Annotated in this window: 14 protein-coding genes; 12 read left to right on the forward strand and 2 right to left on the reverse strand. The window is 64.8% G+C overall.

Annotated elements, in window-relative coordinates; translation table 11 throughout:
* Nucleotides 1-176 precede the first annotated feature (176 nt).
* The gene (locus tag LXN00_RS10935; protein WP_071677335.1) at nucleotides 177-1,001 is read right to left on the reverse strand and encodes a KaiC domain-containing protein; all 825 of its coding nucleotides are present in this window, start codon (nucleotides 999-1,001) and stop codon (nucleotides 177-179) included.
* 37 nt (nucleotides 1,002-1,038) lie between these two features.
* Here LXN00_RS10935 and LXN00_RS10940 point away from each other — a divergent pair, with 37 nt between their 5' ends.
* From LXN00_RS10940 to LXN00_RS10980, 9 genes are all read left to right on the forward strand, one after another.
* Nucleotides 1,039-1,506 (forward strand): S-ribosylhomocysteine lyase, encoded by a 468-nt coding sequence (locus LXN00_RS10940; RefSeq protein ID WP_071677336.1) that lies wholly within the window; start codon nucleotides 1,039-1,041, stop codon nucleotides 1,504-1,506.
* Entirely contained in the window at nucleotides 1,503-2,165 is a 663-nt protein-coding gene (mtnN, locus tag LXN00_RS10945) for a 5'-methylthioadenosine/S-adenosylhomocysteine nucleosidase (protein ID WP_071677337.1), read from the forward strand. The genes LXN00_RS10940 and mtnN overlap by 4 nt, the downstream gene beginning before the upstream one ends.
* Before the next feature lie 13 nt (nucleotides 2,166-2,178).
* Nucleotides 2,179-3,102 carry a ribose-phosphate diphosphokinase gene (locus tag LXN00_RS10950; RefSeq protein ID WP_234508188.1) on the forward strand — a complete coding sequence of 308 codons (924 nt, stop codon included), beginning with the start codon at nucleotides 2,179-2,181 and terminating at the stop codon, nucleotides 3,100-3,102.
* Nucleotides 3,103-3,168: 66 nt separating this feature from the next.
* Complete coding sequence (locus LXN00_RS10955; protein WP_234508190.1) at nucleotides 3,169-3,792, forward strand: 50S ribosomal protein L25; 624 nt, start codon at nucleotides 3,169-3,171, stop codon at nucleotides 3,790-3,792.
* 51 nt (nucleotides 3,793-3,843) lie between these two features.
* On the forward strand, nucleotides 3,844-4,410 hold the full coding sequence (pth, locus tag LXN00_RS10960) for an aminoacyl-tRNA hydrolase (RefSeq protein WP_234508192.1): 567 nt from the start codon (nucleotides 3,844-3,846) through the stop codon (nucleotides 4,408-4,410).
* Between the two features lie 9 nt (nucleotides 4,411-4,419).
* Nucleotides 4,420-5,388 carry a D-alanine--D-alanine ligase gene (ddl, locus tag LXN00_RS10965; RefSeq protein WP_234508194.1) on the forward strand — a complete coding sequence of 323 codons (969 nt, stop codon included), beginning with the start codon at nucleotides 4,420-4,422 and terminating at the stop codon, nucleotides 5,386-5,388.
* 51 nt (nucleotides 5,389-5,439) lie between these two features.
* Nucleotides 5,440-6,231, forward strand: coding sequence for a ChbG/HpnK family deacetylase (locus tag LXN00_RS10970; protein ID WP_234508196.1), 792 nt, complete (start codon nucleotides 5,440-5,442; stop codon nucleotides 6,229-6,231).
* Nucleotides 6,228-7,481 carry an MFS transporter gene (locus LXN00_RS10975; RefSeq protein ID WP_234508198.1) on the forward strand — a complete coding sequence of 418 codons (1,254 nt, stop codon included), beginning with the start codon at nucleotides 6,228-6,230 and terminating at the stop codon, nucleotides 7,479-7,481. Before LXN00_RS10970 ends, LXN00_RS10975 begins: the two co-directional genes overlap by 4 nt.
* The gene (locus tag LXN00_RS10980) at nucleotides 7,478-9,526 is read left to right on the forward strand and encodes a glycoside hydrolase family 2 TIM barrel-domain containing protein (RefSeq protein ID WP_234508200.1); all 2,049 of its coding nucleotides are present in this window, start codon (nucleotides 7,478-7,480) and stop codon (nucleotides 9,524-9,526) included. The genes LXN00_RS10975 and LXN00_RS10980 overlap by 4 nt, the downstream gene beginning before the upstream one ends.
* A 3-nt stretch (nucleotides 9,527-9,529) precedes the next feature.
* Here LXN00_RS10980 and LXN00_RS10985 read toward each other — a convergent pair whose 3' ends face one another.
* Complete coding sequence (locus LXN00_RS10985; protein ID WP_234508202.1) at nucleotides 9,530-10,303, reverse strand: DeoR/GlpR family DNA-binding transcription regulator; 774 nt, start codon at nucleotides 10,301-10,303, stop codon at nucleotides 9,530-9,532.
* 132 nt (nucleotides 10,304-10,435) lie between these two features.
* Here LXN00_RS10985 and LXN00_RS10990 point away from each other — a divergent pair, with 132 nt between their 5' ends.
* The 3 genes from LXN00_RS10990 (at nucleotide 10,436) to LXN00_RS11000 (ending at nucleotide 13,414) form a co-directional block, all read left to right on the forward strand.
* Nucleotides 10,436-11,692 carry an ABC transporter substrate-binding protein gene (locus tag LXN00_RS10990; protein WP_234508204.1) on the forward strand — a complete coding sequence of 419 codons (1,257 nt, stop codon included), beginning with the start codon at nucleotides 10,436-10,438 and terminating at the stop codon, nucleotides 11,690-11,692.
* A gap of 145 nt (nucleotides 11,693-11,837) precedes the next feature.
* Nucleotides 11,838-12,587, forward strand: coding sequence for a carbohydrate ABC transporter permease (locus tag LXN00_RS10995; protein WP_234508206.1), 750 nt, complete (start codon nucleotides 11,838-11,840; stop codon nucleotides 12,585-12,587).
* Entirely contained in the window at nucleotides 12,584-13,414 is an 831-nt protein-coding gene (locus LXN00_RS11000; RefSeq protein ID WP_234508207.1) for a carbohydrate ABC transporter permease, read from the forward strand. Before LXN00_RS10995 ends, LXN00_RS11000 begins: the two co-directional genes overlap by 4 nt.
* Nucleotides 13,415-13,416: the final 2 nt, after the last annotated feature.

Below are 13,416 nucleotides of genomic sequence, written 5' to 3' on the forward strand. Positions count from 1 at the left end.
GGGCCCTGGGGTCGGGGACTTGGGACAAGGCCTCGCGTAGGGTCATGCCCCCTCTTTACCCCAAGGCCGCACATCGGTCAAGTCTGTTCTAGCTCCTTGGGGTTGGGCGACCGAGGAGGGAGTATCATAGGTTCCTACTTTCTGCCATTATAGCAATCTATATGTGTCTTGCCAAGTTAGTTTCCTAGGGGTGGCCCCACCTCCAAGAGCCCTTCTGGACGTATGTGAAGGTAGTGGGTCCGGGTGTCGTGGCCCGAGAGGCGGCACCCGTCTATCCGCAGGAAGCGCACCACCTCCCCCAAGGGCACCCGGTAGAGCTTGGCCTGGGCGGGGTTCATCACCAGGAGCTTGGCCAGGACCACGGTGGCGTCCAAGATGTGGCTCACCGCATAGCCGCCGGCGGCCTCGGCGGAAAGCTCTTCGTGGCCGGAGCGTTTCTGACTGACCATGACGGCGGTGAGGTCGTGGCGTTTGCTGAAGGCGTACACCTGCCGCACCACCTGCCGGGCGGCGATCTCCTTGGCCTCGTAAAGCCCGGTGAGGGAGTCCACCACCAGGTGGCGGGCGTTTTGGGCAAGGCCTTCCTCGAGGGTGGCGAAAAGGGCCTGGAGGTCCTCGCGAAGGGCGGTATAGGTGGCGGCATCGGCGATGAGCACGTTCTCCAGGACCTTTTCCTTAAGCCCCATGGCCCTGGCCCGGAGCTTCAAGCCCTGAACCAAGAGAGGGGCTGGGGTTTCCGTGGTGACGAAGAGCACGGCCTCGCCCCGTTCCGCCTGTTTAAGGGCGAACTGTTCGGCCAAAAGGCTCTTCCCCGTGTCGGAAACCCCGGTGACGTGCACCGCCGCCCCTTGGGGAAAGCCCCCTAGGGGTTTGGGTTTGAGGGTGGTGGGGTCTAGGGTGAAGAAAAGCTCGTCCAGGCCCTTTACCCCCGTGGGCACCCCTTTGAGCGGGGGGGCTTTGGCGGCAAGCTCCGAGGCGCTTTGCAGTTTGGGCTTCTGCATGCCCTCATTTTCCCCCGAGATGGTGTGTAATGAGGGCATGGCCGAGGTGGAGAGCTTCGCCCTGGACCACACCAAGGTCCAGGCTCCTTATGTGCGCCTAGCGGGCAGGAAGCCCTTGGCAGGCGGGGTGGTGGAGAAGTACGACCTGCGGTTCGCTCAGCCCAACCGGGAAACCATTCCCACCGCCAGCCTCCACACCCTGGAGCACCTCCTGGCCGGGTACCTGCGGGACCACCTGGAAGGGGTCATTGACCTTTCCCCCATGGGGTGCCGGACGGGGTTTTACCTGGTGGCGGAAGGCCCCTTGGACGAGGAGCGGGTCTTGGTGGCCTTGGAGAGGGCCCTGCGCGACGTCTTGCTCCACCAGGGGCCCATTCCCGGGGCGAGCTTTAGGGAGTGCGGCAACTACCGGGACCACGACCTGGAAGGGGCTAAGGCTTGGGCGGAAAGGGTCCTGAAGGCGGGGCTTCGGGTGCAGCCCACGGTTCCCTTGGAGGGGCGGTGACGGCCTTCTTCGCCGCCGAGCCCGAGGAGGCGGGGGCCATCCGGGAGGCCCTGGGGGCGGGGGTGCTCCTGGAAGCCCCCTTTCCCCTTTACCGGGGCGAGGGGGTTTTGGTGGCGGAAACGGGCGTGGGCAAGGTGGCGGCGGCCATGGCCGTGGCCCACGTTCTCACCCGCTTCGCTCCCAAGGAGAGCTTCTTCCTGGGGGTGGCGGGGGCCTTGGACCCCGGGCTTAGGGCCCTGGACCTCCTTTTGGCGGAGCGGGCGGTGCAGTGGGATGTGGACCTCACCCCCTTTGGCCGGGCCCCGGGGGAGACCGCCCTGGGGGTGCGCTTTTTCCCCTCGGACCCCCACCTTTTAGAGCGGGCGGAAGGGGCGGCCTTGGCCCTGGGCCTGCCCTCGAGGCGGGGGGTGGTGGCTACGGGGGACCGGTTTCTGGCGGACCGGAAGGAGGCGGAAAGGCTTCGCGCCCTCCACGGGGCCCACGCCGTGGAGATGGAAGGGGCGGCTGCCCTCATGGTGGCCTACCGGTTCCGCCACCCCATGGCCTTGGTGCGGGCGGTGACGGACGGGGCGGGGGAGGGGGCGGAAGGGGACTTCCAGGCCTTTTTGCGGGAGGCCTCGAGGCGGCTCGGCCTCCTGGCCCGGGCCCTCGTATACTAAGAGGGGGGTTCCAATGCAAATCCGCCTCTTCACGGGTAACGCCCACCCGGGCTTGGCCCAAAGGATCGCCGAGGCCCTAGGCGTGCCTTTGGGCAAGGCCCTGGTGGACCGCTTCCCCGACGGGGAGATCCGGGTGCGGCTATTGGAGAGCGTCCGGGGGGACGACGTCTACCTCATCCAACCCACCTGTCCCCCGGTGAACGAGCACCTCATGGAACTCCTCCTCCTGGCGGACGCCGCAAGGCGGAGCTCCGCCGGCCGCATCAACGCCGTCATCCCCTACTTCGGCTACGCCCGCCAGGACAAGCAGACGGAAGGGCGCGAGCCCGTGAGCGCCAAGCTGGTGGCGGGGCTTTTGGAGCGGGTGGGGGTCCACCGGGTCATCGCCATAGACCTCCACGCCCCCCAGATCCAGGGCTTCTTTGACATCCCCGTGGACCACCTCTCCGCCGTGCGCCTCTTCGCCCGCTACCTGCAGGAAAAGGGGTATGCGGAAAACGCCGTGGTGGTCTCCCCCGACGCTGGCCGGGCGGAGGAGGCCAGGCGGCTTGCCGAGCGGCTTGGGCTACCCTTGGCCATGCTGGCCAAGCGCCGCCACGGGCCCAAGGAAACCTCCGTCACCTACGTCATCGGGGACGTGGAGGGGAAAAGGCCCCTCGTCATTGACGATATCGTCTCCACCGGCGGGACCATCCGGCGGGGGGTGGAGGCGCTTCTCCAGGCGGGGGCTTTGCCCGAGGTGGTGGTCATGGCCACCCACCCGGTCCTGGTGGGGGAGGCCCGGGAAAACCTAGCCCACCCCGCCATCCGGGAGGTGGTCTTCACGGACACCATCCCCCTCAGGGACGGGGGCTACACCGTGCTTTCCACCGCCGAGCTCCTCGCCCAAGCCATCCGCCACGTCCACACCAACCAATCGGTGAGTGCCCTCATCTAGGGGGATGTGGTAAGCTTTCCTTTGTGCGCCCCTTGGGGGGCAGGGTTTTGCGTGCGAGGAGGAGCCATGGAGTACCGCCTAAAGGCCTATTACCGGGAGGGGGAGAAGCCCGCCGCGCTAAGGCGCGCGGGGAAGCTCCCCGGGGTCATGTACAACAAGAGCCTGAACCAGAAGGTCTACGTGGAACTGGGGGAGTTTGACAAGGTCTTCCGTCAGGCCTCCATCCACCACGTGATTGTCCTGGAGCTTCCTGACGGCAAGGAGCTGCCCACCTTGGTGCGCCAGGTGAACCTGGACAAGCGCCGCCGCCGTCCGGAGCACGTGGACTTTTACGTCCTCTCCGACGAGCCCGTGGAGATGTACGTGCCCCTTCGCTTCGTGGGTACGCCCCAAGGGGTGCGGGAAGGCGGGGTGCTCCAGGAGGTGCACCGGGACATCCTGGTGCGGGTTTCCCCCCGCAACATCCCCGAGTACATTGAGGTGGACGTTTCCGGCCTCGGCATCGGGGATAGCCTTCACGCCGCCGATTTGAAGCTGCCCGAGGGGGTAAAGCTCGCCATCTCCCCCGAGGAGACCATCGCTGCCGTGGTGCCCCCCGAGGACGTGGAGCGCCTGGCGGCCAAGGCGGCGGAGGCCCCCGCCGAGCCCGAGGTCATCAAGAAGGGCAAGAAGGAGGAGGAGGAGGCCTAGCCTCCCCCCTTGGGGGCGGGGGGCTTGGGCTCCCCGCTTTCTTTTAGGGCCATGTTCTTGGTGGTGGGGCAGGGCAACCCGGGGGAGCGCTACGCCCATACCCGGCACAACGTGGGCTTCATGGTCTTGGACCGGCTGGGCCTATCCTTTCGCAAGAAGGGGGAGGCCCTTTTGGCCGAGGCGGAGGTGGGGGGAGAGCGGGGCTTTTTTCTGAAACCCCTCACCTACTACAACCTCACGGGCCAGGCGGTGGCCCCCTTGGCCCGCTTTTACAAAATCCCCCCAGAGCGCATCCTGGTGGTCCACGACGAGATGGACCTCCCGTTGGGCCGCCTGCGCCTAAAGGCGGGGGGAAGCCCCGCCGGGAACCGGGGGGTGGCCTCCATCGCCGAGGCCCTGGGCACCTTGGCCTTTCACCGCCTAAGGGTGGGCATCGGCAAGCCCCCCGCCAAGGAGCTAGGGGCGGCCTACGTGCTTTCCCCCTTCGCCCCCGAGGAGCTTCCCCTCTTGGAAAGGGTGCTGGAGGCGGCCAAGGAGGCGGTGCTCTGCTGGGCAGAGAGGGGGCTTCTCCCCTGCGCCGACCGCTTTAACGGCCTGGACCTGCGGGAAAACCGCTAAGCTTGGGGTATGGCCGAGCCCACCGTTTTGCTCCTCGCCGGGGGACAAAGCCCGGAGCACGAGGTTTCCCTGCTTTCCGCCGAGGGCGTCCTTCGCCACATGCCCTTTCCCACGGAGCTTGCCGTCATCGCCAAGGATGGGCGCTGGCTTTTGGGGAAGGAGGCGGAGGCCGCCCTGGAGGCTAAGGTGGCGCCCGAGGGCCGCTATCCCTTTCCGCCTCCCCTGGACTGGGACCGGTACCAGGTGGTCTTTCCCCTCCTCCACGGCCGCTTCGGGGAGGACGGGACGGTGCAGGGCTTTTTGGAGCTCTTGGGCAAGCCCTATGTGGGGGCGGGGGTGGCGGCGAGCGCCCTTTGCATGGATAAGGATTTGTCCAAGCGGGTCCTGGCCCAGGCGGGCATCCCTGTGGTCCCCTGGGTGGCCCTTTACCGGGGGGAGAGGCCTTTTATCCCCTTTGAGCCGCCCTTTTTCGTGAAGCCCGCCAACACCGGCTCCAGCATCGGCATCGCCCGGGTGGAGGACTACGCCCACCTGGAAGAGGCCTTGGCGGAAGCCTTCCGCCACGACGTCAAGGCGGTGGTGGAAAAGGCTCTGGAAGGGGTGCGGGAGCTGGAGGTGGGCGTTTTGGGGAACCTCCTGGGCGAGGCGAGCCCCGTGGGGGAGGTGCGCTACCAGGCCCCCTTTTACGACTACGAGACCAAGTACACCCCGGGCCGGGCGGAGCTTTTGATCCCCGCCCCTTTGGACCCGGGAACCCAGGAAACGGTGCAGGAGCTGGCCCTAAAGGCCTACCGCCTCCTCGGCATCCGGGGCATGGCCCGGGTGGACTTCTTCCTGGCGGATGGGGAGCTTTACCTGAACGAGGTGAACACCATTCCCGGCTTCACGCCCACCAGCATGTACCCCAGGCTCTTTGAGGCGGGCGGGTTGCCTTACCCCGAACTCCTTCGGCGGCTGGTGGCGCTGGCCTTGGCCTAAGCGTTTGCCCCCTTTCCTGTAAACTACGGGCATAAGGAAAGGGGGCGTTTCATGGACATTTTGGAGCGGCTTGGCCTAAAGGGGCGGCGGGTTCTCCTCTTGCACCACGACGACCTGGGGCTAACCCACGCCCAGAACGCCGCCTTTTTCGCCCTAGGCCTGCCCACGGGGAGCGTGATGGTTCCGGGGGCCTGGGCCTCCCAGGTGCGGGGGGTGGACCTAGGGGTCCACCTCACCCTCACCAGCGAGTGGGCGGCACCCCGCCTCCGCCCCCTGACGGGGGGGGAGAGCCTTAGGGACGAGGCGGGCTACTTTCCGGCCACCCTCGAGGACCTCTGGCGGCGGGCCCGGGCGGAGGAGGTGGAAAGGGAGCTTCGGGCGCAGATTGAAGCGGCCAAGAGGCTCTTTTCCCCCACCCACCTGGACAGCCACCAAGGGGCGGTGCTCCGGCCCGACCTGGCGGAGATCTACCTGCGCCTGGCCGAGGCGCATGGCCTGGTGCCCTTGGTGCCGGATGGCCTCGAGGGCCTTGGGGTACCTGAGGCTTTTCTCCCCGAGCTGGAGCGGCTTTTGGCGGAATCCCCCTACCCCAAGGTGCGCTTCCTGGACGCCTACGGCGCCCCCCCCGAGGAGCGCCTTGGTTTTTACCTGAACCTGGCCCACCTGCCTCCTGGGCTTTACTACCTGGTGCACCACAGCGCCCTTCCCACCCCCGAAGGCCGGGCCCTTCCCGACTGGCCTAGCCGGGAGGCGGACTACTTCGCCCTCGCCCACCCCGAGGTGCGGCGGGTCCTGGCGGAGTTTCATCCCCTTACCTGGGCGGCGGTGCGGGAGGTCTTATGAAGCCTTGGCGCTATGCGGCGGGGCAGCTCGGCCTTACCCTGGTTTCCGAGAGCTTCGGCACCTATTTGGCCTTCTTTTACCTGGAGCGGCTTGGGCTTTCCGCCGCCTTCTACGCCCTGGCCCGGGGGGTGTACGCCCTTTGGGATGCCATCAACGACCCCCTCTTTGGCCACCTTTCCGACCGGACCAAGACCCCCTGGGGCCGGCGGCGTCCTTGGCTTTGGGTGGGCGTTCCCCTCTTCCTGTTGGCCTACCTCTTGGTCTTTTGGGTGCCGGGCTGGGCCAAAAGCCCCGGGGTGCTCCCCTACTACTTCGCCTTCGCCATCTTTCTCTACGAAACGCTGGCCACCGTGGTCTGGACCAACTACGGGGCGCTTTTCCCCGAGGTGTTTCGGGGCTTGGGCGAGCGGGCCCAGGCCGCCGCCTGGAAGCGGGGGACGGAGCTTTTCGGCCTCATTTTCGGCATCGCCCTCGCCCCCTTGGTCTACGCCCAAGTGGGCTTTGGCGGCATGGCCCTCCTCTTCGCCCTCCTGGCGGCGCTGGCCTTTACCCTTTTCCTGAGGGGCGTGGAGGAAGACCCTAGGGCGGGGAGTCCCCTTGGGCTTTGGGCCTCCTTCCGCCTGGTTTTGGGGAACCGGGCTTTCTGGGTGGCGGCCTTGGTGGGCCTCCTCTTTGAGTTCGGGCGCACGGTGATCCAGACGGGGATGGCCTTTTACGCCAAGCACAGCCTGGGTCTGCCCGAGGCGGCCACCAGCCTCCTCTTCGCCGCCGTCTTCCTGGTGGCCTTGCCCTCCGTCTTCCTTTGGGGCTTACTGGCCAGGCGGCTAGGGGGGAAGCGGGCCTGGCGGCTTGCCCACTTGGTCATGGGGTTGGCCGCCCTGTTCCTTTTCCTGCCCCAGGGACTAGGGTCGGCCCTCCTGGTGGGGGCCCTGGTGGGGGTGGGCTTCGCCGGGGTGCGGGTCACGGGGGAGGTGGTCATGGCCAAGGTGATTGACCTGGACGCCGAGCGCACCGGTACCCGGCGGGAAGGGGCCTACTACAGCCTGGTGGGCCTTCTGGGGCGGGCCTCGGGGGCCTTGGTGGGCCTGGCCTTCGCCCTCCTGGGCCCCCTTTTCGGCTACGTGAGCGGGGAGAACCCAGGGCCGAACACGGGCCTTGCCTTCCGGTTTTTGGTTTCCGTGATCCCCGGGGTGGCCATCCTCCTCGCCTACCTGCTCGCCGCCCTTTTTCCCCACGAGGTGCGGGAATGAGGCTCAAAAGCGCCCTTTTCTTGGCCCACCCGGCAAGGGAACCGGAGGCGCTCCCCGAGGAGGGCTGGCGGGAGGTGGCCCTGCCCCACCAGTGGACCCTCGAGGGCCTGGAGGCGGAGGTGGGCTGGTACCGCCTCGCCCTGCCCGAGGGAGGTCCACGGCGGTTTCTGCGCTCCTTTGGCGACTACTACCAGGAGGCCTGGCTGGAGGGCCGCTTTTTGGGGAGGCACGAGGGCTACTTTTTCCCCTGGCTTCTGGAGCTTCCCCCAGGGAAGGAGCTCTACCTGCGGGTTTCCGCCCCCAAAGAGCCCTTGGGCCAGTGGCCCCGCTTTAAGCGGCAGATCAAGGGGGTTTTGGGCCAGCACGACTGCCGGCCCGGGGGGACTAGCCCCCGGGGGCAGGAACGGGGCACGGGGGGGCTATGGGGTGGGGTGGAGGTGGTTTTCCGGGAGGAGGTGGCCCTCCTCCACCTCACCCATCGGCTCCACCCCAGGCCCGGGGGCTGGCGGCTCCTCGTGCGGCTTCTTCTGGATGCCCCGAGGCTTTTTGCGGAGCGGGTTTTGCTCCGCCTTTTTCCGGAGAACTTCCCCGGGGAGGTGTGGACCAAGGAGGTGGAGCTGCGGGGGGATGCGGGGCGAGGGTACCGGGAGGTGGTGTGGGACCTGCCGGAGATGCCCCTTTGGGAGGTGTGGGAGCGGGGCTTTCCCCACCTCTTCCGCCTCGAGGCCGAACTGGCCCAGGCCCGGGTTTCCGCACCCTTGGGTTTCCGCACCCTGGCTTGGGATGGGGAGGGCTGGCTTCTCCTAAATGGGAGGCGGCTTTTCCTGCGGGGCACCAACCACATCCCCACCCAGTGGCTTGCCGCCTACTCCCAGGCCTTGGCGGAGAAGGACGTGGCCTTGATGAAGGAGGCGGGGCTCAACGCCGTTCGCGTCCACGCCCACCTCACCCACCCGGTCTTTTACGAGGTGTGCGACCGGGAAGGGGTTCTGGTCTGGCAGGACTTTCCCCTGCAGTGGGGCTATGCCCCGGACGAAGCCTTCGCCGAAGAGGCGGTGCGCCAGGTGCGGGCCATGGTGGAACACTACGGGGCGCACCCTTCCATCTACCTTTGGTGCGCCCAAAACGAGCCCACCCATAACCGCCACGCCTTGGGACCCCTTTTGGCGGCGGAGCTTCGGGCCCAGGACCCGAGCCGCTTGGTGAAGGAGGCCTCCGATTTCCGGGAGCACCCTTACCCCGGGTGGTACTGGGGGCACCTCAGGGACTTCTTGGCCCTGCCGGGGGCCCCGCTGCCCTCGGAGTTTGGGGCCCAGGCCCTTCCCCGGGCGGAGCTTTTGCGCCGGGTCTTGGGGGAGGCCGCCTGGCCCCCGAAGTGGGAGGTGTGGGCCTACCACAACTTTCAGCCCCACGAAACTTTCCGGGTGGCGGGGGTGGAGATGGGGACGTCCTTGGAAAGCTTCGTGGAAAACTCCCAGGCCTACCAAGCCCGGCTCCTTTCCTTCGCCATCCACGCCTACCGCCGGGCCAAGGGGAAGGTGGTGGGCTACTTCCAGTTCCTCTTCGCCGAGCCCTGGGAGGGGATTACCTGGGCGGTTTTGGATGTGGAGCGCATCCCCAAGAAGGGCTTTTACGCCCTTAAGGAGGCGAGTAGCCCTGTTCTCCTTTCCCTGGTGCCCTACCGTGAGCGGCTAGGGGTGGGCGGCGTGCCCCTGTGGGAGGCTTGGCTGGTGAACGACCTGGAGCGCTCCCTTACCCTGCGGGTGGTCCTGGCCCTGGAGGGGCCGGCGGCTTTGCCCCTTTGGGAGGGCGAGGTGGCGCTGGCGGGGGGAGAGGTGCGGCGGTTTTTCAGCCTGGGCGAGCTTTGGGAAAGCTCCTTGGAAGGGCAGGAGCGGCTTGCGAAGGTGGCCGAAGCCTTGCGAACGCTTCCCCCGGGGGCGTACCGCCTGGTGGGGGAGGCTTGGGAGGGCGAAAGGCTGTGGTCGCGGCAGGTGGTGGAGCTGGTTTACCTGGAGCCCTTGGTGCCGCCCGGAGTGGCTTGGTAGGACTTAGGCGATTTCCACCCGGAGCCCGGCTTGGCGAAGTGTTTCCAAGGTTTCCTTTCCCGCTTTGCGGTCCGTGATGAGGGCGGTGGCGGCCTCGAGGGGGGCAATGCGGGCTGCGGCCACCTGGAGGAGCTTGGAGTGGTCCGCTAGGAAATACACTTCCCTGGCAGCCCGGACCATGGCCTTCTTGACCTCCGCCTCCTCGAGGTTGGTATTGGTGAAGCCCCGCTCCGGGTGGACGCCGTTGCACCCCAGAAAGGCCTTGTCGGCGTTGAGCTCTTCCAGAAGGAGGGTGCCGAAGGGGTTTACCAGGGAATGTTGCAGGGGCCTAAGCCTTCCTCCGGTGACGATGACCGTTATGCCTGGATGGCTTTCCAGAAGCAGGGCGATGTTGAGGGCGCTTGTGATGACCACCACGTCCCGCAGGTTGGGAGAGAGGGCTTTGGCCATTTCCGTGGTAGTGGACCCCACATCCAGGAGGATGACGTCCCCATCTTTGACCAGGCTTGCCGCCTTTTTGCCAATGGCTTCCTTTTCCCGGGCGTGAAGGGTACGGGTGATCTCTAAGGGAAGCTCCGCACGACGGGCCTCCCAAAGGACCGCCCCACCCCGTAGCCGCCTGAGACGGCCGCTTCGTTCCAGGGCGTCCAGATCTGACCGGACCGTGACCTGGGAAACCCCCAGCAGTTTGGCCAGCTCGGCCACGCGCACCTGCCCCTTGTCCTTAAGGAGTTCTAGGATCTTTGCCCGACGGGCTTCGGCCTCGAGGGTGGGCATAGGCATATTCTGGCAGATTTCGTTTGCTTGCGCAGAGCATCTAAAACCCACACTTGACAAAAGAACATAGCTAATAGTAGGGTGAGAACACCCCTCTAGGGGTGAAAGGGAGGAGCCATGAGGGTGAGGTTAATGGCGTTGGCAACCCTTTTGGGGTTGGCTTTGGCGCAGAACCCTTCGTTGCGCGGCGAGATTACCGTATGGAGCTGGGACATTGCTGCCAAGGCTTTGGAAGCCACCATTCCGAGCTTCAACAAGCTTTATCCCAACGTGAAGGTGAAGGTGGTGGACCTGGGCAACCAGCAGGTCTTTGACCGGGGCTTGGCGGGGTGCGCCGCTGGTGGGGTGGATCTGCCCGATGTCTATTCGGTAGAAAACAACGAGGCGGAAGTGTTTTGGAGCCGTTTCCCCAACTGCTTCACGGACCTAGCTGGGCTTGGTGCGGCCAACTTGAGAAAGGAATTTCCCGAGTTCAAGTGGACCGAGCTCACCATGGGGAACCGGATCTACGCCATCCCCTGGGATTCTGGTCCCGTGGTAATCTTTTACCGCAGGGACCTTTACCAACAGGCTGGCGTTGACCCCAGCAAGATAGAGACTTGGGATGACTTTATTGTGGCTGGTAGGCGCATGCTTCAGGCCACCGGCGGCAAGGTGAAGATGGGCACCATCGCCAACGGCCAGGACGACGAGTGGTTCCGCATGCTGGCCAACCAGAATGGCTGCTTCTACTTCAACAACCAAGGCACTGCGGTTACAGTGAACCAGCCGGGGTGCGTGCGCGCCTTGGATACCATCAAGAAGCTGGTGGACGCAGGCGTAGTGGCCTTTGGGGGTTGGAACGAGCAAATTCAGTACATCAAGGCGGGAGCCGTGGCCAGCGCCATGTTTGGTGCTTGGTACGAGGGGACCATCCGTACGAATGCCCCTGATCAGAGCGGGAAGTGGGGTGTTTACTTGATGCCTGCCGCTACCAAAGGTGGGGTGCGGGCGGCCAACCTGGGCGGTTCCGCGTTGGCCATCCCCGCATCCAGCCGGAACAAGGAGGCCGCATGGGCTTTTGTCAAGCACGCTTTGGCCACTACAGAAGGCCAGATCACCATGCTCAAGGAGTACGGTTTAGTTCCCTCCTACCTTCCGGCGTTGAACGATCCCTACGTTAAGCAACCCCAACCCTACTGGGGCAACCAACCCATCTGGCAACTGATCTTGGGGACCCTTGGCAGGATCCCGCCCGCGAGGGGCACGCAGTACTTCCAGGAGGCGCGGCAGATCATGACCGCCATCCAAGCGGACTTCCTTGCTGGGAAGTACAAGACGGCTAAGGAGGCGTTGGACGAGGCAGCCAGGCAGATTAGCCGGGCCACGGGGTTGCCTGTAGCCCGATAAAAGCCGAAAGGGGCTATGGCCGCAGGCCATAGCCCCCTTTTTCTAAATCATGAGAATCGCTCCCTTACTTTTTCTGACGCCTTATACCCTTCTCTTCGCTGTTTTCTGGGCATGGCCCATCGCTTACTCCTTGTACCTCTCCTTTTTGAATACCCGGGTTTACCCCTGGCGCCTCGAGGCCGGCGTCAACTGGGGGCGTCTCCTGCAAGACCCTTTCTTCTGGATTGCCCTCAAAAACACCCTCTTCATTCTTCTCGTACAGGTACCTTTAATGCTGGCTTTGGCCCTTCTTCTCGCTTTGGCCTTGAACTCGGCTCTCTTGCGCGCCAAGGGTTTCTTCCGCTTCGCCTTCTTTGCCCCTGTGGTGGTGGGGGCTGTGGCGTACTCTGCGGTTTTTCGTCTCCTTTTTAACACGGAGTTTGGAGCGGTGAATGCGCTTCTCCGGGCGTTAGGGCACCCGGGGTATGACTGGCTCTATGCACCTGGCCCGGCCATGGCCGTAATCGTGATTGCTCTGACCTGGCGTTGGACGGGATATAACGCCATTATCCTTTTGGCCGGGTTGCAGAGCATTCCCAAGGAGCTTTACGAGGCGGCCGAGCTAGACGGGGCGGGTCCTTGGCAAAGGTTTTGGCACGTGACCTTGCCAGGTATACGGCCGGTCCTTCTCTTTGCCCTTGTGCTTTCCATTATCGGCACGCTTCAGCTTTTCACCGAGCCTTTCCTGATTACGGGGGGAGGGCCCGGCAACGCCACCATGACCTTGGGCGTGTACCTGTACCAGCAGGGCTTTCGGAGCTTTAACTTCGGCTACGCTTCGGCTATCGCTTACACGGTGGCCCTCTTGGCGGCGCTTTTCTCCTTTTTGCAGATGCGCCTGTGGAGGGAGCGATGAGAAGACAGCGGTTTTGGTTTGCCTTGGCCCTGCACGCTGGCCTTTTGCCCTTAGCCCTGTTGTGGTTGGCGCCTCTCTGGCTTATGGTGGTGTTCGCTACCCATCCCGAGCAGGAGATTTTCCGCGTGCCCGTACCGCTTCTGCCAGGGGATGCCTTTATGGAAAATTGGGCAAGCCTCCAGGCGGACACCAACTTCCTCCGGGCGCTTGCGAATAGCGTGGTGGTTTCTGGCCTCTACACCCTGGGAGGTCTCTTGCTCAGCGCCCTGGCGGGGTATGCCCTCGCCGTGTACGAGTTCCGGTTTAAAGCCCTGGTGTTCTCATTTATTGTAGCTACTTTAACTATTCCCTACTTCGTGGTGGTCATTCCCCAGTACATCTTGGTGGCTCGGGACCTTAAGCTCACCAACACATACTGGGGCGTTATCCTCCCGTTCCTAGCGAACGCCTTGGGGGTCTTCTACATGCGCCAGGTTTTCCTTTCCCTCCCTTCCTCCCTCCTGGACGCCGCCCGGGTGGATGGAGCGGGGGAAGGGCGCATCTTCTTCCAGATCGCTTTGCCCTTGGTGCGCCCTTCCTTGGCGGCGCTAGCCCTCATCCTCTTCCTAAATGCCTGGAACGATTACCTTTGGCCGCTCTTGATCCTTTCGCAAAAGGACATGTACACCGCCCCGGTGGCCCTAGGCACCCTGATCGGCCTTACCCGGGTTTCTTGGGGGGGGATTATGGTGGGTTCAGCCTTGATGACGGTGCCGTTTTTGGTGCTTTTCCTCTTTTTGCAGCGCTACTTTGTGGCGGGCATAACGGCAGGAGCCGTGAAGGAGTGAGG

Source organism: Thermus brockianus (assembly GCF_021462505.1).
Classification (GTDB): domain Bacteria; phylum Deinococcota; class Deinococci; order Deinococcales; family Thermaceae; genus Thermus; species Thermus hydrothermalis.

Bases quoted from the DNA above. Each gene is read 5' to 3' on its own strand.
- LXN00_RS10980 (WP_234508200.1), top strand. From the start codon at position 7,478: ATGAGGCTCAAAAGCGCCCTTTTCTTGGCCCACCCGGCAAGGGAACCG.
- ddl (WP_234508194.1), top strand. From the start codon at position 4,420: ATGGCCGAGCCCACCGTTTTGCTCCTCGCCGGGGGACAAAGCCCGGAG.
- LXN00_RS10955 (WP_234508190.1), top strand. From the start codon at position 3,169: ATGGAGTACCGCCTAAAGGCCTATTACCGGGAGGGGGAGAAGCCCGCC.
- LXN00_RS10970 (WP_234508196.1), top strand. From the start codon at position 5,440: ATGGACATTTTGGAGCGGCTTGGCCTAAAGGGGCGGCGGGTTCTCCTC.
- LXN00_RS10940 (WP_071677336.1), top strand. From the start codon at position 1,039: ATGGCCGAGGTGGAGAGCTTCGCCCTGGACCACACCAAGGTCCAGGCT.
- LXN00_RS10975 (WP_234508198.1), top strand. From the start codon at position 6,228: ATGAAGCCTTGGCGCTATGCGGCGGGGCAGCTCGGCCTTACCCTGGTT.
- LXN00_RS10990 (WP_234508204.1), top strand. From the start codon at position 10,436: ATGGCGTTGGCAACCCTTTTGGGGTTGGCTTTGGCGCAGAACCCTTCG.
- LXN00_RS10985 (WP_234508202.1), bottom strand. From the start codon at position 10,303: ATGCCCACCCTCGAGGCCGAAGCCCGTCGGGCAAAGATCCTAGAACTC.
- pth (WP_234508192.1), top strand. From the start codon at position 3,844: ATGTTCTTGGTGGTGGGGCAGGGCAACCCGGGGGAGCGCTACGCCCAT.
- LXN00_RS10950 (WP_234508188.1), top strand. From the start codon at position 2,179: ATGCAAATCCGCCTCTTCACGGGTAACGCCCACCCGGGCTTGGCCCAA.
- LXN00_RS11000 (WP_234508207.1), top strand. From the start codon at position 12,584: ATGAGAAGACAGCGGTTTTGGTTTGCCTTGGCCCTGCACGCTGGCCTT.
- LXN00_RS10935 (WP_071677335.1), bottom strand. From the start codon at position 1,001: ATGCAGAAGCCCAAACTGCAAAGCGCCTCGGAGCTTGCCGCCAAAGCC.